Source organism: Rhodococcus sp. MT28 (assembly GCF_058792695.1).
This window is the reverse complement of sequence record NZ_JBXAFD010000001.1, coordinates 843,428-863,863: the sequence shown is the minus strand read 5'-3', so window position 1 is coordinate 863,863 and position 20,436 is coordinate 843,428. Positions and strand designations below refer to the sequence as shown.

Genomic DNA, 20,436 nt, shown 5'->3' with positions numbered 1-20,436 from the left:
TCAGCAGTTCTTCCCGGGCGTTGCCTGAAACCGATGAAGGACGTGATCGAGTTGCTCGGAGGACAGCGCCGGCACGGGCAGTTCCCGATGGTCGGTGCGGGACGCGCAGAGTCCGTCGATCATGAACCCGAGTGCGCGGCGGTAAGCCTGAGGGGCCTCGTCGCCACCGAACTTCTGGGCCATCTTGACGACCTGCATGAGAAGTGGAATGTCGTTGACTTCGAAGTCGCTGCGCAGGGTGCCCTGTTCCTTGGCGCGATTGACAAGTACCGCAGTGTGTCGAGCGATCCCGGCGCGCGCGCGAGCGAAGGTGTCGGACGTGAAGCGTCCGTCCATCAGGAGATCGCCGAATCCGCGGTTGTCTGCCATGCGCAGAGAGATCACGTCGAGAAAGTAGACAAGACCTTCCCAGGCGTCGGGCATCTCTCGGGCGGTGGCGGCGATCGTTTCGATCTCGGAACACCGCGTGTCGAACAGTGCCTGGATCAGTTCGTCCTTGCTGGCGAAGCGGCGATAGACGGTGCCGACGCCGACGCCGGCGTGCTTCGCGACGTCTGCCAGCGTGGCGTCGAGTCCTTGGGCAGCGAACACCTCGCGAGCGGAGTTGAGGATGCGCTCGAGGTTGGCCTTGGCGTCGGACCGAAGGCGCGGCTGTGAGCAGTCGGCCGAGGTCCCCGCATGAGAAGCGTCGGGGTGTGTTGTCGGCATCCTCACAGTCTACGGCACTAAGCGGAATGATCGATTCCGTTAGTGCTATATTACTAAGCGGAACGTGTGGTTCCGATTGTCCGTATGAGAGAAGCCGATATGAGCACGTCTGACATCTGGGTCGGGAGCAATCCGATCTCGATGGTGGGTACGCGGAGTGCAGGTTTCGCGGCAACGAGGCTTCGCGCTCTTGCCGGCGACGGCGCCTTTGCTCAGCTCGTTCGTTTTGCCCTCGTCGGCGGAGCCAGCAACATCTTGTACTTTGCCGCTTTTCTGGCGCTGCGCGGTGACGGAGCGCTGGTCGCCAACGCAGTTGGTGCAGTCTTGAGCACCATTCTGGCCAACGAACTGCATCGCCGGCTCACCTTCCATGCCGCGGATCGCGTCAACTGGTTCACCGCGCAGTGGGAAGGCGGTGGACTCGCACTGGTCGGGTTGATCGCCAGTTCTGCCGCCATCAGTGCGCTCGGCTTCCTTCTCCCGGGCGCCGACGGGCTTCTTCAAGCCGGGCTTGTGATCGCCGTGAGCGGAATTGTCGGTGGCCTGCGATTCGTCGCCCTTCGCGGTTGGGTGTTCTGAGCGGTTCTCGAATTCGGATCGGACTCGGCTCGTAGGGAACACTGAGACCCATGAGCCTTTCGATAGCCGACTCCGGCATCCGTCTGGCTGTGCTCTGCATCGTCATGGCACTTGTCGCCACGCTCGTCTACCGATTCACCTATCTCGGTAGCGTTCGGGTGGTCCCCGGTGCCCTCGCTCGTGGCGCTCTTCAGTTGGCTGCGATTTCGTTGATCCTTGCCGCCGCCTTGGCTCACATCTGGTCGGCGCTCCTCGTGCTCGTCGGCATGTTCGTTGCAGCGTCTTTCACCGCGGCACGACGCTCGAACGCGGGGACGTCCGGAGTTTGGCTGACCATCGCGTTGGCGTCGGGAATCGGTGTGGTTCTGCCACTGATGCTGCTGTCCGGAGTGGTTCCGCTGCAAGGCGTCGCTCTGGTGCCGATCGGCGGCATTGTTCTGGGTGGCGCGATGACTGCAACATCGATGGCAGCCAAACGCGGACTCGACGCCGTCGACGACCGGTACGGGGAAGTGGAAGCAGCACTGAGCCTTGGATTTTCCCAACGCGATGCGCGGTGGGAGGTAGCCCGCACCGCTGCCTCCGATGCTCTGCTGCCTGGAGTCGACCAGACACGCACCGTCGGCCTCGTGACATTGCCCGGAGCCTTTGTCGGTGTGTTGCTCGCGACGGGATCGGCCGTTCAGGCCGGTGCTGTGCAAATTCTTGTATTGGCAGGGTTGTTGTTGGCACAAACCTGCTCGGTGGCCGTGGCGTTGGAACTCGTCGCCCGCGGTTTCGTCTTTCGAGGCCAAGCTGTCAGGCCTGCGCGAGTTCGTTGATCTTGTCGCTGCGAAGGACGCGGCCGGGAAGATCGGGGGTGTTTGCCGCGAGGGTGATCATTGCCCTGCCGATGTTTTCACTGGTGATCACGCTGCTGGGCCACACCCTGCGTAAGAGTGGGTGGAGAGGCACGGAGATTTGATACGACCGTGTCGATTCGTGAATCGTCCATGTATTCGACCAGCACTCGGTTGCCGACCATCACAACGGAACGGACTGGAGATCATCCGGCCGGAATGGCCAACTGAACGCTTGACCTGCAATTATGAGTCCATTTTGATCCGACTCGCGACTAAAGTCCCTACAAACCGGCTGGACGGTTGGCTGAAAATAGTTTTATGGACGAAGGAGTTGATGAAATACACGTTCTCGGATCGGAGTCCGCCGGTCGAATGGTAGAGGCGTCGGCGATCATCGTTCTCGGTGCGCTCTGTGCAGTAGTCGCAGGTTCGGGTGTGTTCTTTGTCGTCGGATCGATTGGTGGCTTCGCCCGATTGCTCTACCTGGTTGTTCGTGGTCCGCTCAACTCTTGCTCGGTACCGGCGTCGACTGTCGAGCTGGCGCCTTCGAGAACGTCATGTGGTCGTTGATGCTCCCGAACGTCGAGTGAAGACGATCAAGGATGTAGTTCTGACGCATGTTCCACGGTGACTTCGATCCCTGCTTCGGGAACTGTTCCACAGCACGCATGACGTACCCCGACGCCAGGTCCAGGATCGGCCGCTGGTCCATCTCTTCGCTCGCGTGCGGCACGCACTTCGAATAGCCGCGCTTGTCCATCTCCGTCAGCAGTCGGCAGACGTACATCGACGTGAGATCTGCTCGCAGAGTCCACGAGGCGTTGGTGTAGCCGACGCACATCGCGAAGTTCGGTACGTCGCTGATCATCATGCCCTTGTAGACGTAACGATCACCGAGGGTGACGGGTTCGCCGTCCACTTCGATCGACATCCCGCCGCACGCTTCCATCTTCAATCCTGTTGCAGTGACGATGATGTCAGCTTCGAGTTCGCGACCTGACGCGAGACGAATTCCGGTCTCGGTGAAAGTGTCGATGCGATCGGTCTCGATCGAGGCCTTGCCCGATCGGAGGGCTTTGAACAAATCGCCGTCCGGTACGACGCACAAGCGTTGATCCCAGGGATCGTAGGTGGGTGTGAAGTGAGGATCGAGTGGGATCTCTTCCGGGAGTTGGCGACTGATCGCGAGGTTCAGCAACCGCTTTGCGCGCGCTGGACTGCGCCGGCACAGTTGGTAGAAACTCAGGTTCACTACGATGCTCTTCCATCGAGCGATGCTGTGCGCGAGCTGATTCGGCAGTACTGCGCGAATGGTGTCCGATAATTTGTCGCTGGACGGCAGAGCCAGAATGTATGTCGGTGATCGCTGGAGCATGGTGACATGGCTCGCGTCGCGCGACATCGTGGGGACCAAAGTGACTGCGGTGGCGCCGCTTCCGATCACAACGATCTTCTTGTCGGAGTAATCGAGATCCTCGGGCCAGAACTGCGGGTGCACTACGTCGCCGCTGAATGATTCACGTCCAGGGAAGTCGGGGGTGTATCCGCCTTCGTAGCTGTAGTAACCACTGCACAGATAGAGGAAGTTGCAGGTCAGGGTTTCATCTTCGTCACCGGTCGTGACAGTGACCGTCCACGTCGAGTCAGCTGACGACCATGATGCGGCCGTCACCTTCCGGTTGTACCGAATCTTCTTGTCGATCCCGTTCTCTCGCGCGGTGTCGCGCACGTACCGGAGGATCGAATCACCGTCGGCGATTGCTTTGGCATCTGTCCACGGCCGAAACGGGTAGCCGAGCGTGAACATGTCGGAATCCGACCGGATGCCAGGGTATTTGAAGAGGTCCCAGGTTCCGCCACTGTTCGCGCGGGCCTCGAGGATTGCGTACGACTTGCCGGGAAGCTCGGTCTGGAGTCGATACGCAGCACCGATGCCGGACAAGCCGGCGCCGACGATCAGGACATCGAGGTGTTCGGTGCTCATCAGTTCGGACTCCGTATCGATCGTGTGGGGCCACCGGGCAGGCTAAGTGTTCGATCTCCACACTACTGAACGATGCTCAGTAAGGCGAGGATGACCATGTGATCGTCGGCGGTCGGATAGCCGCACACAGTGGTTTACCTGCGGCGTCGGTGAGGCCGAGGTCTCCGTGGAGCATGCCGGAAGCGTCGGCCTCCTCGGCGATGTGCTCGGGGATCGCGTCGAGCATCAGCTTTGCGCGCCGAAACATCTCGAACGTCTGGTCATCGGATACCGTCACCCAGGACAGGTAGATGAAGCGTCCGCGAGGTGGACCCTGGATGTATGGACCGAGTAAGTCCCAGGCACCGGACTTTCGCTCCAGACTCGCTGTCAGTTCCCATCGCACTGTCTCGGTATCTCCCGGTACGAGGTCGAGGATTTCGTGTGGCTTGCCTCGGCGCTGAACGCCGACGTGGATGTTGCTGCGCTCTTCGAAGGTTGCGGTTTCGGAACACTCACGTCCGGGCAGGCTGTGACCGGTGATGATGATCTGCATATCGACATCATGCTCTGCATAGGTCGGGAGGGGTTGGCGTGGTGAGTCGTTCGGGTAGAACCTCTGTTGCGGCCGTGGTGGCGAGCATTCTGTTGTCGGGTCTCGGGTGGGGGTCAGGTGTTGCAGTGGCGACGGCGGACGAACCGGAAGTCGCGGGCGCGCTGGAGTCCTATGGCGAACTCTCGGCCGCAGTGTTTCCGGTCGGCGCCGGTGAGACGCAGCGGGTCGTCTATCGAACTCTGCGTACCGCTGACAGATGGGGAGAGTCGTCAGGGTCCGTGTTTCTGCCGGAAGGCGCCCCACCGGCGGGCGGTTGGCCCGTCATCTCCTATGCCCACGGAACTTTGGGCAGTGCGGATCAGTGTGCACCCTCGTCGACCGGATTCGGTCCGGGCGAGATCGAACCGATCGAACGCTGGTTGGAGCAGGGGTACGCGGTGGTCGCTACCGACTACTCGGGAGTTGGTACCGACGGGGTGCTGGCCTATCTCGACGGACATGCCGCCGGCGCGAATGCCGTCGACATCGTGCGGGCCGCGCACGAGTTGTACGGCAATGTGCTGAGTCCGCGGTGGATGGTCGCGGGTTTGTCCGAAGGTGGTCATGCGGCGTACTTCGCGGGACACGATGCCACCACTCGTGCGCCGGAATTGGATTTCCGTGGCTCGGTTGTCGTCGCAGGCCCCACACACATGGAAGGGCTGTTTCCGTTGGGCGGCCCGCTGTTTCCCGACATCGGTATCACCGGGCTGGTGGGATATGCGCTGTACGTCCTGGCTGGGATCGACGATCAACGACCCGAAGAGAACATTCGCGAGGTTCTCTCGCCGCAGGGGATCGAGTGGATGGAAAAGGCTCGGACACTGTGCGCCGGAGATCTCGGCCGACACATTCGAGCCGAACGAATCCAGTTGAGCTCGTTGTTTTCTCGGTCGGTATGGACGCCGCGCATGTACGACCTGTTCCGCGAGATGATGCAGGTGCCGGTCGACGGCTACGACCGTCCACTGCGCGTGGTGCAGAGCGTGTCGGACACAACGGTTCCTGTCGCCCTTACCTGGGCGCAACTGGTCGACATGCGTTCGCGGGGAACGCAGTTCGAGTATCAAGAACTCGCCGGAATCAGCCACGGTCAAACGACGGTCGCTTCGATGGACCAGACCATGGAGTTCGTCGATCGATTGATGAGGTGATGTTCGGCGGTGTTGTTGTTGTTTCAGGGTGGCTGTTCAGCGCATACGCCGCGGACCGTAATCGTGGCCACCGTTGGCGAACCACACGATTGCCGCAATCGCGTACAGGATGCAGACCAGGAGTAGTAGGCCGCCTGCGATCCACAGCGAGATCTGACCGAGCCGTTTCACTCGATCGGACGCATACCGCGACCCGGCCACATCGCCGTCAGCCCACAGCGGATACACGTTGAAGGCGTGCGTGAAAGCGGAGAAGGAAAGCGGCCAGAAGAACAGCAGCGAGACCACTGCCCAGCCCGCATTGACGGGTGGTCGAATCGGGTGCTGAGGAACGGATTGCTGGACAGTGGGTTGATCCGGGGTGGTCATGGGGGGGCTCCTGACATGAGGTGGCCCTTTCGACGCTACTGCGATGGAGCTGAAGAATCACTGAGTGTGCGCGATCAGCCGTAATGCCAGTCGCGATCCATCCGTCGGAAGTACGGAAAGAGTGTGGCCTCCTCGAAATCGAGGTGCGACTGCATATGATCCGCCAATTCGGAGATTGCGGCGTGTGCCCGATTGACCGTGGAGGATTCGGTGCTCAGCGCGAGCGACGCACGCTTGGCTTCCGACACGATCTCCCCGACAAGCTTGTGTTCTGCCTGCAGTCGTTCGACCGCAGGGGCCAACTCGGGAAAGTTCCTGGTCATTACCGGGAACATTCGTTGATCTTCGATGGTGTGGTGCAGAGTCAGCGTGTTGCAGTAGAAGTCGCAGTTGACCCGTAGTTGCCAGACGAAATCCGCGATCGTCAGATTGTCGATCATCTCGGGTATCCGAGTCAGATCGGCGGTTTCGTCCGAAAACAGTTGCAGGGCATTCTCGAGTACCTCGATATCGGCTCGCAGAGGTTCGTGAACCTGACGTAGCTGTTCGATCATCCTCAGACCGGCAACTGTTGCCGTGTTGTGCGAATGAGGGGTGTTCACGTCAGCGCAACTCGATCCCGCTCCGCGAGCATCCTCGCTACCGGCAGGACGTCCTTTGCTGCCATCTCGATACGCTCGAATACCTCGGGGTTGAGGATAGTCGTTCCGTCGAAATCACCTGAGCTGAGATAGATCCCGACCGGAGCGGTCAGCGCTTGGAAGAAAGCGAACAGTGGACGCAGGGCATGGTCCAACACGAGAGCGTGGCGGTCGCTGCCACCTGTCGCAGCAAGAATCACCGGAGTGTTGGCAAGCGCGTACTGGTCCACGAGATCGAAGAAATGCTTGAACATTCCCGTGTACGAGCCTCGGAACACCGGTGACGCCGCGATGACGATATCGGCGGACTCGACTGCTGCCAGCGCTTCGGCGGTCACTGAGTCGACGTGATCGCGATCCAGAGCAGATGCAAGACCTGGAATCAGATCCACGATCTCGAAAACTCGTGTGTCGATCTGCTCGAAGTCTCCCAAGGTTTCGACGATCAGGTCGACGAGGGCACGAGTCTTGGAGGGTTTTTGAAGGTTGCCGACAACGGCAACAATTTTGAGCGGTGTGCTCATCGAAACTCCTATTTTTGGGACGACTTCAGTGATTCGATTTCCTTACGCACAACGGGGGCTACTTCGGTGCCGAGGATCTCGATCGCACGCAGCATGTCCTTCTGTGGCACGTTGCCGAACCCCATCTGGATCATGATGCGGTCATGATGGAACAGTTCGTACTGCGCCATCGTCTTGTCGATGATTTCCTGCGGGCCGCCGAGGAAGAACGCACCCGCGGTGATTGCCTGCGCCTCGTATGCCCTGCGCGGCATGGGAACTCCGTTTCCCCGCTGATGATGATTCTGCATCCACCCGGCCTGGAAGTACGGGTACGACGTGTCGAGTGCTGTTTGCTTCGAGGTATCGACAAATCCTGGCGAAGCAATCGAGACAGCGAGCTTCTTCGGATCGTGTCCGAACTCCGCTGCAGCCCTGCGGTACAGATCGACGAACGGTTCGAACTGTTGGTAGCTTCCACCGATGATGGCCAGTGAGAGGGGCAGGCCCAGTTTCGCGGCACGGACGACAGAGGCCGGAGTACCTCCGACTGCGATCCACACCGGAATCTGACGGTCCGGGCGGGGCGTCACGTCACCGTCGATCAGTGGTGCGCGAAGTTGTCCTTCCCAGTTGATCGGGTTCTCGTCGCGCAGTTTCAGTAGTAGATCGAGCTTTTCGGCGAAGAGTTCGTTGTACTGGGACAGGTCGTACCCGAAAAGCGGAAATGACTCCGTGTACGAACCTCGGCCGGCAATGATCTCGGCACGGCCTTCGGAAAGCAGGTCGACTGTCGCGAACTGTTGGAACACACGGACGGGATCGTCGGAACTGAGTACGGTTACGGCGCTGGACAGCTTGATGTTGTCGGTAGCCTGAGCCATTGCCGCGAGCACAACTGCCGGGGCTGAGACTGCGAAGTCGGTGCGATGGTGCTCGCCGACGCCGAAGACATCGAGTCCAACCTGATCGGCAACGGTTGCCTGCTCCACCAAATGGCGAAGGTGGACACCGGGATTCATCATCGCGCCCGTAGTGGGATCTGGGGTGAGTTCACCGAAATGGTAGACGCCCAATTCGAAAGCCATGTTGTTTCTCGCTATCTGTTCGTGGGGGTGATGGAAAGCTGTCCTACGTGCGCATCGCATGCGCCGCCTTGATTGGTGTGATGTGTGGCAAGTCGGGAGAAGAAGCGTTCGAGTACCGGAAGCTCCTCGGTTTCAATGAGATCGGAGAAATATTCGGCGATCCCTCGCGTGTGTATGGCGGACGCTTTTCGAAGCGTCTTCTTGCCTGCAGGCGTCATCGATACCGTCACGACGCGTCGATCGTTGTCCGGTCTAACGCGCTCCACTAATCCGGCCTCGACCAATCGATCGACGACGCGCGTCACGCCACTGGTGGTGACCAGGACCAGTTCGGCCAGATCGCCCATTCGGATCGTGTTTCCCGGAGCTTCCTGCAGTCGGAGCAGAACGTCGTACTGGCCAAGGGTGAGTCCGGTGGTGGTTCGAAGGTCCGCCTCCATCTTGCCGAGGATGACGCTGTGGGAGACGACGAGGTCGCGCCACACACGACCACGTACGTGTTCATCAGTTGTCATCGGTGACGCCCTCCATTTATTTGCGACCGCAAGTATTGCTTACTCAAATAATACGCGTGCGACCGTCGAACTATTCCCTGCTCTTATTTGCGCTGGTAGTGAGGTATTGACTCGAACGCATGTTCGAGTATGATTTGGGGAGGGGATCGGGGGATTCAATGAGTGTCTTGTTGTCGGATGTGGTGTCTGGTTCTGCGGTGGGGTTACGCGGACGGTTGTGGCAGTTGTCTGCTGCAGAGTTGCGCGCTGCTGCGGTCGAGGCGAGTGCGGAGATTCTGCGCCTCGAAGCTGTGCGTGTGGCTGTGGTGGACGAGTTGTCGTTGCGCCCGGATGATCAGGTGATTGCCAGCCGCGGTGTGGGGTCCTGGTTGGCGGCCAACACGATGCTGCAGGTTCGGGACGGGAAGAAGATCGCCGCGTTGGGTGCGGCGTTGCGGCCGTTTCCGGCGGTGGCTGCTCGGTTCGATGGCGGGGATTGCTCGTTCGATCATGCCGTGTTGATCGTGGCGTTCTGCGAGTCACCACCGAAGGGCATGCCGGAGGAAGCGCTCCCTCGCTGTATCGATTTGTTGTTGGCTGCCGCGTCCGGAGTGGAAGCGACAACCACGAAAGTGCGGAACGTGATCGCGACGTTAGAGCGCATTTTCGAATCGGATGAGATTCCGCCCGCCGAGGATGTGGATCGGAATGAGTTGCGGATCGCGTCGACGTTGAACGGTCGGGTGGTGGTGCGTGGTGATTTCGACGCCCTCACCGGAGAAATGCTGCTGTCGGCCCTGTCGAATTTGACGATGCCCACCCCGGCACCGGACGGGACTCCCGATGCTCGGTCGGCGGCGAAACGCACCGCGGACGGGTTCGCCGAACTGATCCGCCGCTATCTCGATTGCGCCAAGACCGGTACCGATGGTGGTCAGCGTCCACACGTGAACGTGCACATCAATGCGCGTGATCTCGCTGAGCATCGGGATTGCGCCGCGTCGCCTTCTGATGTGGACGACGAAGGCTCACCCGATCTGGACTTGTCGGATCTTGATGTCGGGCACATGCCCTGGCTCGGGCCACTGTCCGTGTCACAGACCCGACTTCTCGGCTGCGACTGCTTCCTCTCCACCGTTCTGATCGACGATCACGGCGCACCGCTCGATGCGAAACCAGGAAAGAGGTTGGTCAACGCCGAACAACGCGTCGCGTTGATCGCCCGAGACAAGGGCTGCGCCTTCCCGGGCTGCACGTGCGTGCCGGCGTGGACTGATGCGCACCATATCCGGCACTGGGCGAACGGTGGCCCGACGGTGATGAACAACCTGGTCCTGCTGTGCCGTTCACACCACCGGCTGATGCACCGAAAATCAGGGTTCGTCGGGAAATGGGAAATCCGAATCGGAGTCGACAACAAACCCTGGTTCATCCCGCCGCCCTCGATCGACCCCGGACAGCAACCCAGGCCGGCGAACACCACCTTCAAAACCTGAGAGGTCAAACCTCTTTGGCGACAACAGAACACGGACCGAGCACCGCATCGAAGGGATCCTCCGATGCGGTGCCAACCGGCCGTGGAGGAGTCGAATCAGTGCTTCGAGCGCTTGTGGCGGTACATCTCCGCATCGGCCGTATCCCAAGTCTCGGAAAGGCTTTGGGTCATGGAAAAGTCGGCTCGACCGATCGAACAACAGACGTCGGCATTCCGGAACGCCTTCTCCAAACACTCGAGCAGGTAGTCGACGGCGCGCGGCTGTGTATCGGGCAGAGCGATTCCGAACTCGTCTCCGCCCAACCGTGAAACCACCGCACCAGGGTGCGCGCACGCTGCCAAGATCTTGCCGGCCCTTTGAACGTATTCGTCGCCCGCGGCGTGGCCGAGTTCGTCGTTGATGGTCTTCATGCCGTCCAGATCGACGATGATGATAGCTCCCGGATCGGCGAATTGGCGGTACCGAGTTTGCTCGGCCTCGAGGATGCGATTCCACCCGCGCCGATTGAGAAGACCTGTCAACGGGTCGGTCTCGGCATCGAGTTGCGCAGTTTCGGCCAGTCGGACTGACTGCGCGCGCTGATAGTCGACATCGAGAATGGTTCCGAGAAGTCGGCACAGGAGATTGAGGAGGGCCAGGTTGTCCTCGAGTGCGGAGTCGCCCGCACTCGGGTCGGCGCCACACAGAGTGCCGAAGAGACTGCCGTCGTTGTGGAGGATTGGGATGCTGACGTATGCGCCAATGCCTTCCCACCTGCCATCACGGGACAGTGCGCGCACGAGCGCGCGATTCGATGAGACTGGCGGCGCATTTCCGAGTACCACCTCGCTGCACATGGTGTTTGGCCAAGCCCGGGTCTCGCCGACTTCGATGTGAAGTGGGTTGGGTGAGACGGTGAGAAAGATTTGATTGGACCCGTCGAACCGCGTGATCGACCACAGTGCCAGCGGAAGATATTCGTCGAGGTAGGACACGACCGAGCGACTTGCGTCGTCGAAATTCGTCAGAGGTGGCAAGAGTGGCAACATCGGGATGGTGCGCGCCTGGCCGTGCGGCATTTTTGACCTCCTGATCGACCCTAGGATTCTGTCGATGTTCAGGCTCTTGGTCCCGCGTGCGACAAATCTTCCACGAACAGTCTGCCTCGAGAATCCTCGCGATTGCTGAAAGTGTGCTGTGATTCTTCCGACCGCGGGGCCGTGGATTCTTTGGTGGCCAGCTAATCTTCCGGTATGGAGCTGGCGCGTGGAGCGAACACAGTCGTTGAGGGAACTTCGCTGAAGGTGGCGGTGAACGGTAGCGCCCCGGGCACGGTAGACCTGATGGTGTTCCAGCTCGACGAACGGAACAAAGTACGGGACGACGCAGATTTTGTCTTCTTCAATCAGCCGGTCTCACCCGAAGGCGCGGTGCGCTTGGAGCCCGGCGGCGTCATCGAAATCGACATTGCGAGGTTGCCCGCTGACATCCATCAGCTGAGTGTTGCCGTGGCACTTGATGCGGCGGCAAACGGAACCCTGTCTGCTGTCGGGGGCCTTGGGGCCTTGGGGTCGTGGTGGAGCAGGTTGGTTCCACCGCCATCGTGGCTCAGGCTTTGGGGTTGACGAGTGAGAGGGCAGCGGTTCTCGTCGAGATCTATCACCGCGGCGCGGGCTGGAAGCTGCGAAACGTGTCAGCTGGCTGGGACAGCGGATTGGCGGACCTGGTAACAGCATTCGGAGTGTCGGTCGACGAGGAACCGCAGGCTCGACCCGCCGGCTCTGCTGAAACGACAGACGGCATTCGGACCGTGCCCGACGAAGCCAAACTCTCCATGGTGAAGCGGGAGAAGCTGGACCTCCGAAAGCGCGAAGTGGCCAAGGTCCTGCTGACGAAGGGTGGCAACGGAATTCGGGCACGGGTGGTCCTGGTGATCGACAAAACCGGAAGTATGGCCAAGCAGTACCGCACCAGAGTGGTGCATCGTGTTGTCGAACGCATGATTCCCGTTGCGATCCAACTCGATGACGACGGCAAGCTGGAGCCGTACTTGTATGCAGTCAGCTTCGTCAAACTCCCCGAGATCTCTGTCCATGACGCGGAAGAGTGGTCGGATACCTACCTGCACTTGCGCGGCTCGCACGGCGGATTCAACTATGACAAGATCGGCGCCGCAAATCGTGAAGTGCCGATCATGACTGAGATTCTTTCCGGCCTGACACGTGGTTCGGCGCCGACGCTCGTCCTGTTCTTCACCGACGGTGGCTTCAGCGAGCGCAAGGAAATCACGAAATTGATGCGCGAAGCGTCTGGGCTCCCGGCCTTTTGGCAGTTCGTCGGAATCGGCAAGGCCAACTACGGAGTGCTGGAGAAGCTCGACGACCTCGACGGCAGGGTGGTCGACAATGCCGGATTCTTCGCGCTGGACGACATCGACACCGTCGACGACGCCCAGTTGTACACCCGTTTGCTGAGTGAATTCCCGGATTGGCACAAGGCAGCTGTAGCCGCGGGAATCACAACGCCGTGATTTAGCTGGTCGAAACCAACTGCGGTGCATTCTCTTTCAAGAATTCGTCGATGTGCGCCCAGGTGGAGTCTCTCGCGGTGGGGCCGGCAACGAGCCCGAGGTGACTTCCCGGCGCCTTCTCGAACCGGACCGACGGCGCGCCGGTGAGGACCGACGTGATTGCTTCCACCGAAGCGATGGGTGCAATCACGTCAGTGGTGCCGCCGATCGCGAGAACGGGAACGCTCAGAGCTGACAGTTTGATCTCGCGTCCGGCAAGCGTGACGGCGTCGTTGTAGAGATTGTTGCCGAGCATGAGTTGTTCGCAGATCTGCTGAAAAGCCTTGCCAGGGTATCCAGGCATGGCTGCCATGAACTTGTCTATCGATTCCATGCGAGCCAGTGTCTCGGTGTTGTGGAGGTTGCGCATGATGAACCATGGCTTGAGAACTTCGCGCTGCAACGCCGTCACCTTGTAACTCGCCTGAACGAGTGGAGCAGGTAGTCCGCCGACAAGATTGGTCGCGGACGTGAGTGGGGTGTCGCCCGTGTATTTGCCGATCAGCCTCAAGGGGCTGATAGCGGGAATCTTCGTGTAATCGATTGGCGTTCCGATTGCCGTGATCGATGCGATCGGCAGGTCGGAGTGAGCGGAGCCCGTGAGCAGAGACATGGTCCCGCCGAGGCTCCACCCGATCAGCGAAACCGGTGCGCCGTCATGTAGGTCCGAGATCGTACGGATCGCTTCCGGGATGATGTCGTCGACCCAGGCCTCGAAACCCATCCCGCGGTCGGAGTACCGCATGGTCCCGTAGTCGAGGAGGTAGGGCGTGTTCGCCCCATCCAGTAGGTGCGCGGCGAGGCTTTGGCCCGCACGAAGGTCGTAACAGTCGGCTGAAACCGCGAGGGGCGGTACGAGGAGAACCGGGTTACCTCTTGGCCTCCACAATGCGCCGAAGCGATACAGATCGCGGTGTGGACCTTCGCTGATCAGTACGGACGGGGTGCGTTCGGTCTTCTCGACACCGTCGCCGAACGAGAGTCCCCATGCATTGCGTGCTGCGGTGTCCAGCGTCGGACGCCACGTCGCGATCAAACCACTGATATCGAGCACTGGTTCCCCTCGGAGTCGAATCGGCGGACGGCCGAGTCAGCCACGCTCGGTGTATGTTACCTGCCTTCACATACATCGATCTCGGGGGTGTAAAAACCCAGCTCGGCAACGGAGCCACCGTGCCGAGTTGGGCTGATCGGGGTGATATGGCAGTGATCGGGTGGGGACGATCAGGCGGGGACGATCAAGCCCGTCGCCGCTGTGGCCGTCGCGTATCGCTGTGCAACGTCTTCCCAGTTGATGACGTTCCAGTAGGCCTTCACGTAGTCGGCCTTGACGTTCTTGTACTGCAGGTAGAAAGCGTGCTCCCACATGTCGAGCATGAGCAACGGAACGATACCGATGCTGATGTTGCCTTGCTGGTCGGTGAGCTGCTCGATGACCAGGCGCTGCCCGACCGTGTCGTAGGCCAGTACCGCCCAGCCGGACCCCTGCAAAGTGGTTGCTACAGCGGAGAAGTGGTTGACGAATGCGTCGAAGGTGCCGAAGTGCTCGTCGATTGCGGCTGCCAACTCGCCCTCTGGCCGCTCACCGCCGTTGGGGGAGAGGTTCTTCCAGAAGATGGAGTGATTGGTGTGGCCGCCGAGGTGGAAGGCGAGGTTCTTGCTGAGCAGCGGCGCCTTCGCGGTGATCGTGCCGTCTTCGCGCGCAGCAGCCAACTGCTCGATTGCGCTGTTGGCGCCCGCCACGTACGTGGCGTGGTGCTTGCTGTGGTGCAGTTCCATGATCTCGCCGGAGATGTGCGGTTCGAGAGCGGCGTAGTCGTAATCCAGGTCGGGGAGAACGTATTCAGTCATGTGACATGCCTTCCTTTGAGGAAATGTTGTGAGTCGAGAGATTTCGATAGGTTCGATTGTGATAGACGAGCGGCGCTGACACGTGCTGCGGATCGATGACGTCGACGACGCGTGCAGTGACGATCACTGCGGCGCCACATGTAGTGGCATTCAAGGGAACCGCACGCAGGGCGTGGCCTGTCCCATGTAGGAACGGTTCACCCGTCGAGAGAAACGACCAGGGCATATCGTCTCCGAAGCGCACAGCGCCGCGGGTTGCGAACGTGGAAGCCAGTCGTTCGTTCGCCGAATTTGCCAGGTGAACAACAAAACTGCGGGCGGAAGCGATGACGCTCGCAGAGCCTCGCAACGACTGCAGTGAAAACGCCAGAACTGCAGGATCGGCGCTGATCGAGATCACCGACGATGACGTGATGCCGGCCGGGCCGTCATCGCCCGTTGCGGTGATGATCGAGACGCCGGCGGGATGGTTCCGGAACGCCTCGACGAAGGAGTTTCGGATGGACGGCTCCGCATCAACAGAGTCGTCCGAAACAGATTGGGTGCCAACCAGTTTTGTGGTCACTCCTCGCCCCTCTTCTGTCTCGGGTTTTGCTGCCGTTGCACTGTCTTGTGCAATACCGACGTTAAAACCTCGAGTGCAGTTGAGGTCAAGATGCTGTGGCGGACCTCACCGTCCGAGCTTGGCTGCCAGACGTTCCATGTATCCGACAACCTCGTCGGGGCTCTTGTCCGGAGTGCCGAACATTGCTTCGGTGACACCGATGTCTTCCCAGTGGGCGAGCTTCTCCGAATCGGGTTTGCCTGCCAGGACGGTTATTTCAGGCTCGCCGACTCTACCTGCTTCGGCCCAGATCTTTCGGAGCAGTTCCACGTTTCCGTCGATCTCCTGCTCGATGGGTGTGGTGATCCACCCGTCGGCAGACTTTGCGATCCACTTGAAAGTCTTCTCGTTGCCGCCGCCGCCCAAGAGGATGGGAGGACGGGGCTTCTGAACTGGTTTGGGCCACGCCCAGCTGGGTCCGTACTTCACGAATTGGCCGTCGTACGACGCTTCTTCCGTCGACCACAGTTCGCCCATGGCTTCGAGATACTCGCGGAGTGCGGTCCGGCGTTTGTTGGGCGGTACGCCGTGGTCGGCGAGTTCCTCTGCATTCCAGCCGAATCCGACGCCGAAGACCACGCGTCCGCCGGAAAGATGGTCCAGCGATGCGATGGTTTTCGCGAGAGTGATCGGATCGTGTTCGAGGGGGAGGGCCACGGAGGTGCCCAATCGGATGGTGTTCGTGACCGACGCGGCGGTGCCGAGGGCAACCCAGGGGTCGAGTGTGCGCATGTAACGGTCGTCGGGCAATTCTGCCGACTGGGTTCCGGGGTGATCGGAATCCCTAGATACGGGGATGTGAGTGTGCTCCGGAACGTAAAAGGCGTCGAATCCATTCGCCTCCGCCGCCTTTGCTGCATCGGCAGGGCGGATGCCGCGATCACTGGTGAACAGGCTGAGTCCGTAGCGCACTGGTTCTCCTTCGATGGTCCGTCGAAAAACTGTAACCTGTTGCATCTTCGTTCGGATAGGTTTCCAGCCCAGTAAATCGATTGCCGACGTGACCGGGGACGTGGTGAACTCGGGCGGACTTGTTGTGGGTCGAGAAGTGGATGCAGTAGAGGTGGATGCAGTAGTGATGGATGCAGCGGAGATGAATCGGTTGTCATGGAATGCGGCGACCGTCGCTCACAACAGTCACAAAGGAGACCAGGCACAGTTCTTTCGCAACGGCGGGTCGACCTTGTATCCGGAAGAACTGGCGCTGCTCGGCGAGATCGACGGCTCCTCGATTCTTCATCTGCAGTGCAATTCCGGTCAGGATTCGTTGAGTTTGGCCGCTCTCGGTGCCGCGGTGACCGGCGTCGACATCGCGGATTCCGCGATCGACTTCGCCCGAACCTTGTCCGCGGAATCCGATATTGCCGCCGATTTCGAGCGTGCCGATGTATCTGCGTGGCTCCGCGCTGCTGCCGCTGGCCAGAGAAAGTTCGACCGAGTCTTTTCTTCGTACGGAACGGTGATCTGGTTACCCGATCTCGACGAGTGGGCCGAGGGGATTGCCGGTGTTCTGGCGCCGAACGGTCGATTCGTTCTGGTGGAGTTTCATCCGTTTGCCATGTGTTTCGACGAGAAGTGGTCGCTGACATACCCGTACGGAGGCGGGACTCCCGTGACCGAACCCCGTGGCGTGGGCGACTACGTGGCAGATTCGGCCGATCTCATCTTGCCAGGCGCTGAGGGAAACGGAGTCGAGAACTTCGAAAATCCTTTCCCCTCATGTGAATTCAACTGGTCCATTTCCGAGGTGCTAGGAGCTTTGCGGCGCGCCGGATTGACGCTCGAGTCCTTCGACGAGTACCCGTACGCCAACGGTTGGCAAGGATTCGAGGAGATGGCTGAACTCGGCGGCAAGCGTTGGGGAGTCCCGGCCGGACGACCCGAGATCCCGCTCATGTATTCGCTGTCGGTTCGCTTGGCCGACTGACGCCTATTTCCCCCGCATTTGCGGGTAATTGCAGACACAGGTAGTAATTACCCCCATGCCCTCGACGCCACTGACACGACGCATCGCCGTCGACCTGTGCCGTCTTGGTGCCAATTGCTGTTGCTGTTGATTCCTTCCGACTCTCCTGAGTGAGAATGGCGCCGCTCTGTGCGCCTTCGCCCCTGCATATGCGCCCGTTGCTGCATGTGTGCCGGAATTTTCCGTACGTCGAGGAAGAACAGCGATGTCGACTCCTGTCGAAGCAATAGAACCAACATCAGTCACGGAACCGAACCGTGAGCCGCGTCGGCCGTGGACTTCAAGTGCGACCACTGTCGGACTGCCGGTGCTTTCCGTGATCGCATTCTTGGCCCTGTGGCAGGTCGCTGCCGCGAGCGGCACCTGGAGTGAGACCTTCGTGCCGTTCCCGAGCACGGTCTGGCATGCCTTCGTCAACACGATGACCACGCACGACGGAGTGCGCGGCTACCAGGGCTACCTGCTCTGGGAGCACCTCTACATGACGCTGCGACGGGTGCTGGTCGGTGTGATCATCGGCGTCGGATTGGGCGTGATCCTCGGTTTGGCCATGGGATCGGTGACATGGCTGCGGAGCCTGCTCGAACCGTGGTTGACGTTCCTGCGCGCACTGCCGCCCCTGGCGTATTTCTTCCTGTTGGTGATCTGGCTGGGAATCGACGAGGCGCCGAAGATTACATTGCTGGCGCTCGCTGCTCTTCCGCCGGCAGCGGTGGCCACCACAGCTGCTGTGGTCGCGGCGCCGGTCGGACTAGTCGAAGCGGCCAGGGCCCTGGGAGCCTCACGGGCGCAAGTGATCCGGGACGTCGTCGTCCCGTCGGCCTTACCGGAAACTTTCACGGGCATTCGGCTGTCGGTAGGTATGGCGTACTCGTCGGTGGTCGCGGCCGAACTGTTCAACGGCATCCCCGGAATCGGCGGAATGGTCAAGGATGCAAGCAATTACAACAACACACCGGTCGTGCTGGTGGGGATCTTTGCCATCGGATTCTCCGGCCTGATCATCGACGGACTGCTGCGGGCTGCAGAGCGCCGCGCCGTTCCCTGGAGGGGAAAAGTATGACTGACAATCAGAAACACGCCAGCAGCAATCTGAAGCGCAGCAGTAATTCGACGCCCAATGAAGGAAGGGCTGCCCGGACGGCGTTCACGGTGCTGATCGGCGTCCTTGCCCTTGTTCTCGGTGCGTGCTCGGTTGATCATTCGGGCCAGGATTCGTCCAAGGAAACGATCCGTATCGCTTACCAGTCGTTCCCGAGCGGCGACTTGATAGTCAAGAACAATCGCTGGCTCGAAGACGCACTGCCCGAGTACAACGTGAAGTGGACGAAGTTCGATTCGGGAGCCGACATCAACACCGCCTTCATCGCCGGTGAAATCGATTTCGGCGCAATCGGTTCGAGTCCGGTTGCTCGTGGCCTCTCGGCACCGCTGAACATTCCGTATCAGGTCGCGTTTGTTCTGGACGTGGCCGGCGACAACGAAGCCCTGGTGGCGCGCAACGCAACCGGAATCAAGACCGTCGCAGATCTGCGCGGCAAGAAAGTGGCCACGGCATTCGCCTCGACCGCGCACTACAGTCTGCTGGCAGCGCTGAACCAGGCCGGACTCAGTGCCGACGACGTCCAATTGGTGGATCTCCAGCCGCAAGCATCCCTCGCAGCCTGGCAGCGCGGTGACATCGATGCCGTCTACACCTGGCTGCCCACGCTCGACGAACTCCGTAAGGACGGAACACAGTTGATCGCCAGCCGTGAGCTCGCGACAGCAGGAAAGCCGACACTCGATCTTGGTGTGGTGTCGACTGCGTTTGCCAAGGATCACCCCGAGATCGTCGACACCTGGCGCCAGGTTCAGGCCCGCGCGCTCACGACGATCGCCACTGATCCGAACGCGGCAGCGGAAGCTGTTGCCGCACAATTAGGCGCCTCGAAGGAAGACGCGGCAGCGCAGTTGAAACAGGGTGTGTTCCTCACTCCGGAGCAGATCTCCTCGCCGGAATGGTTGGGCACCGAGGGCGCTCCCGGGAATCTGGCAGTGAACCTGCAGAGTGCAGCGCAATTCCTGGCCGAGCAGAAGCAGATCGACAGTGTGCCTGACCTGACGGTCTTTCAGAGTGCTCTCTATGTGAAGGGGCTTCCCGATGTCCTTGACCAGTAGCGTGACCGCGCAGCAGGCCTCGGGTGGATTCGCCCCCGACCGCCCGGGCGCGATCCGAATCGACACCGTCTCGCACAGGTACGGCCACGGTCGAGAGTCCGTCACGGCACTCGGGCCCGTATCGATCGACGTCACACCTGGTGAGTTTCTGGTTCTCGTCGGAGCGTCGGGTTGCGGCAAGAGCACATTGCTGCGGCTGATCGCGGGTTTCGAAAGTCCTTCCAGTGGAACGGTTCAGGTCTCCGGATCCGACCCGATTCCCGGGTCGAGTGCGGGAGTGGTGTTTCAGCAGCCACGGCTCTTTCCGTGGAAATCGGTGGGCGGCAACATCGATCTGGCACTCAAATACGCCGGCGTTGCGAAGAGCGAACGCGGGCAAAGGCGTGACGAGCTTCTCGACCGCGTCGGTCTGGTCGGCACTGCGGACCGGCGTATCTGGGAAATCTCCGGCGGGCAGCAGCAGCGGGTGGCAATTGCTCGTGCCTTGGCGGCCGAAACGTCGTTGCTCCTGTTGGACGAACCCTTTGCCGCGCTGGACGCCCTCACTCGCGAGCGTCTGCAGGAGGACCTGCGCAGTGTCAGTGCCGAATCGGGGCGAACAAGTGTCTTCGTCACTCACAGTGCCGACGAGGCGGCCTTTCTCGGCTCCCGCGTCGTAGTTCTGACAAGCCGACCGGGCAAGGTCGCGCTCGACCTGAAAATCGATCTGCCACGAACCGGCGTCGATCCCGACGATCTCCGAGGCTCACCCGAATACGCGGCATTCCGAGCCGAAGTCGGCCATGCGGTCAAGGTTGCAGCTGCAGCGTAGGTACCCTGCGCGTCGACTACCAGGTGGCCGCGTCGATAATAGGAAGGAGAACGTGCAGGACACG

23 protein-coding genes are annotated in these 20,436 nt (G+C 60.6%); 10 read left to right on the top strand and 13 right to left on the bottom strand.

Features of this window, described 5'->3' with window-relative positions; genetic code table 11:
* On the bottom strand, window positions 1–708 hold the full coding sequence (locus tag AC1Q6C_RS04150; protein ID WP_007731468.1) for a TetR/AcrR family transcriptional regulator: 708 nt from the start codon (window positions 706–708) through the stop codon (window positions 1–3).
* Between the two features lie 141 nt (window positions 709–849).
* On the opposite strand from AC1Q6C_RS04150, the gene AC1Q6C_RS04145 reads away from it, so the two are divergent.
* Both AC1Q6C_RS04145 and AC1Q6C_RS04140 read left to right on the top strand, forming a co-directional pair.
* Window positions 850–1,287, top strand: coding sequence for a GtrA family protein (locus tag AC1Q6C_RS04145; RefSeq protein WP_020908979.1), 438 nt, complete (start codon window positions 850–852; stop codon window positions 1,285–1,287).
* Between the two features lie 50 nt (window positions 1,288–1,337).
* Window positions 1,338–2,108, top strand: coding sequence for an ABC transporter permease (locus AC1Q6C_RS04140; protein ID WP_042452705.1), 771 nt, complete (start codon window positions 1,338–1,340; stop codon window positions 2,106–2,108).
* Between the two features lie 523 nt (window positions 2,109–2,631).
* Here AC1Q6C_RS04140 and AC1Q6C_RS04135 read toward each other — a convergent pair.
* Complete coding sequence (locus AC1Q6C_RS04135; protein ID WP_065351364.1) at window positions 2,632–4,113, bottom strand: flavin-containing monooxygenase; 1,482 nt, start codon at window positions 4,111–4,113, stop codon at window positions 2,632–2,634.
* 76 nt (window positions 4,114–4,189) lie between these two features.
* Window positions 4,190–4,648: a DUF5990 family protein gene (locus tag AC1Q6C_RS04130; RefSeq protein ID WP_042452701.1), complete on the bottom strand. Its 459-nt coding sequence runs from the start codon at window positions 4,646–4,648 to the stop codon at window positions 4,190–4,192.
* A gap of 38 nt (window positions 4,649–4,686) precedes the next feature.
* On the opposite strand from AC1Q6C_RS04130, the gene AC1Q6C_RS04125 reads away from it, so the two are divergent.
* Window positions 4,687–5,841 (top strand): alpha/beta hydrolase, encoded by a 1,155-nt coding sequence (locus AC1Q6C_RS04125; protein WP_042922323.1) that lies wholly within the window; start codon window positions 4,687–4,689, stop codon window positions 5,839–5,841.
* Between the two features lie 36 nt (window positions 5,842–5,877).
* Here AC1Q6C_RS04125 and AC1Q6C_RS04120 read toward each other — a convergent pair whose 3' ends face one another.
* From AC1Q6C_RS04120 to AC1Q6C_RS04100, 5 genes are all read right to left on the bottom strand, one after another.
* Entirely contained in the window at window positions 5,878–6,210 is a 333-nt protein-coding gene (locus tag AC1Q6C_RS04120; protein ID WP_007731480.1) for a CD225/dispanin family protein, read from the bottom strand.
* Window positions 6,211–6,284: 74 nt separating this feature from the next.
* On the bottom strand, window positions 6,285–6,812 hold the full coding sequence (locus tag AC1Q6C_RS04115) for a hemerythrin domain-containing protein (RefSeq protein WP_030535215.1): 528 nt from the start codon (window positions 6,810–6,812) through the stop codon (window positions 6,285–6,287).
* Window positions 6,809–7,375: an FMN reductase gene (gene msuE, locus AC1Q6C_RS04110; protein WP_019745144.1), complete on the bottom strand. Its 567-nt coding sequence runs from the start codon at window positions 7,373–7,375 to the stop codon at window positions 6,809–6,811. Before msuE ends, AC1Q6C_RS04115 begins: the two co-directional genes overlap by 4 nt.
* A gap of 8 nt (window positions 7,376–7,383) precedes the next feature.
* Window positions 7,384–8,442: an LLM class flavin-dependent oxidoreductase gene (locus AC1Q6C_RS04105; RefSeq protein ID WP_230359039.1), complete on the bottom strand. Its 1,059-nt coding sequence runs from the start codon at window positions 8,440–8,442 to the stop codon at window positions 7,384–7,386.
* Window positions 8,443–8,453: 11 nt separating this feature from the next.
* Window positions 8,454–8,957, bottom strand: a complete 504-nt coding sequence (locus tag AC1Q6C_RS04100; protein WP_230359038.1) for a MarR family winged helix-turn-helix transcriptional regulator — start codon at window positions 8,955–8,957, stop codon at window positions 8,454–8,456.
* Between the two features lie 158 nt (window positions 8,958–9,115).
* Here AC1Q6C_RS04100 and AC1Q6C_RS04095 point away from each other — a divergent pair, with 158 nt between their 5' ends.
* On the top strand, window positions 9,116–10,432 hold the full coding sequence (locus AC1Q6C_RS04095) for an HNH endonuclease signature motif containing protein (RefSeq protein ID WP_492666390.1): 1,317 nt from the start codon (window positions 9,116–9,118) through the stop codon (window positions 10,430–10,432).
* Window positions 10,433–10,527: 95 nt separating this feature from the next.
* On the opposite strand, the gene AC1Q6C_RS04090 is transcribed toward AC1Q6C_RS04095, so the two are convergent.
* Window positions 10,528–11,490, bottom strand: coding sequence for a sensor domain-containing diguanylate cyclase (locus AC1Q6C_RS04090; RefSeq protein WP_030535217.1), 963 nt, complete (start codon window positions 11,488–11,490; stop codon window positions 10,528–10,530).
* A gap of 174 nt (window positions 11,491–11,664) precedes the next feature.
* Here AC1Q6C_RS04090 and AC1Q6C_RS04085 point away from each other — a divergent pair, with 174 nt between their 5' ends.
* Both AC1Q6C_RS04085 and AC1Q6C_RS04080 read left to right on the top strand, forming a co-directional pair.
* Complete coding sequence (locus AC1Q6C_RS04085; RefSeq protein ID WP_492666389.1) at window positions 11,665–12,036, top strand: TerD family protein; 372 nt, start codon at window positions 11,665–11,667, stop codon at window positions 12,034–12,036.
* Window positions 11,985–12,941: a vWA domain-containing protein gene (locus tag AC1Q6C_RS04080; protein ID WP_492666388.1), complete on the top strand. Its 957-nt coding sequence runs from the start codon at window positions 11,985–11,987 to the stop codon at window positions 12,939–12,941. The genes AC1Q6C_RS04085 and AC1Q6C_RS04080 overlap by 52 nt, the downstream gene beginning before the upstream one ends.
* A 1-nt stretch (window position 12,942) precedes the next feature.
* Here AC1Q6C_RS04080 and AC1Q6C_RS04075 read toward each other — a convergent pair whose 3' ends face one another.
* The 4 genes from AC1Q6C_RS04075 to AC1Q6C_RS04060 all read right to left on the bottom strand — a co-directional run bounded on the left by AC1Q6C_RS04075 (window position 12,943) and on the right by AC1Q6C_RS04060 (window position 16,347).
* On the bottom strand, window positions 12,943–14,034 hold the full coding sequence (locus tag AC1Q6C_RS04075) for an alpha/beta fold hydrolase (RefSeq protein WP_007733778.1): 1,092 nt from the start codon (window positions 14,032–14,034) through the stop codon (window positions 12,943–12,945).
* A gap of 170 nt (window positions 14,035–14,204) precedes the next feature.
* Complete coding sequence (locus AC1Q6C_RS04070; protein WP_064687666.1) at window positions 14,205–14,831, bottom strand: superoxide dismutase; 627 nt, start codon at window positions 14,829–14,831, stop codon at window positions 14,205–14,207.
* The gene (locus AC1Q6C_RS04065) at window positions 14,824–15,396 is read right to left on the bottom strand and encodes a flavin reductase family protein (RefSeq protein WP_003940431.1); all 573 of its coding nucleotides are present in this window, start codon (window positions 15,394–15,396) and stop codon (window positions 14,824–14,826) included. Before AC1Q6C_RS04065 ends, AC1Q6C_RS04070 begins: the two co-directional genes overlap by 8 nt.
* Window positions 15,397–15,501: 105 nt before the next feature.
* Window positions 15,502–16,347, bottom strand: a complete 846-nt coding sequence (locus AC1Q6C_RS04060; protein WP_030535221.1) for an LLM class F420-dependent oxidoreductase — start codon at window positions 16,345–16,347, stop codon at window positions 15,502–15,504.
* 88 nt (window positions 16,348–16,435) lie between these two features.
* Here AC1Q6C_RS04060 and AC1Q6C_RS04055 point away from each other — a divergent pair, with 88 nt between their 5' ends.
* The 4 genes from AC1Q6C_RS04055 (at window position 16,436) to AC1Q6C_RS04040 (ending at window position 20,372) form a co-directional block, all read left to right on the top strand.
* Window positions 16,436–17,362, top strand: a complete 927-nt coding sequence (locus AC1Q6C_RS04055) for a class I SAM-dependent methyltransferase (protein ID WP_003940163.1) — start codon at window positions 16,436–16,438, stop codon at window positions 17,360–17,362.
* Window positions 17,363–17,606: 244 nt separating this feature from the next.
* A complete protein-coding gene (locus tag AC1Q6C_RS04050; RefSeq protein WP_003939782.1) occupies window positions 17,607–18,464 on the top strand; it encodes an ABC transporter permease in 858 nt (285 codons plus the stop codon).
* Window positions 18,461–19,561, top strand: coding sequence for a taurine ABC transporter substrate-binding protein (locus tag AC1Q6C_RS04045; RefSeq protein WP_054187717.1), 1,101 nt, complete (start codon window positions 18,461–18,463; stop codon window positions 19,559–19,561). The genes AC1Q6C_RS04050 and AC1Q6C_RS04045 overlap by 4 nt, the downstream gene beginning before the upstream one ends.
* Entirely contained in the window at window positions 19,545–20,372 is an 828-nt protein-coding gene (locus tag AC1Q6C_RS04040) for an ABC transporter ATP-binding protein (protein ID WP_007733784.1), read from the top strand. Before AC1Q6C_RS04045 ends, AC1Q6C_RS04040 begins: the two co-directional genes overlap by 17 nt.
* Window positions 20,373–20,436: the final 64 nt, after the last annotated feature.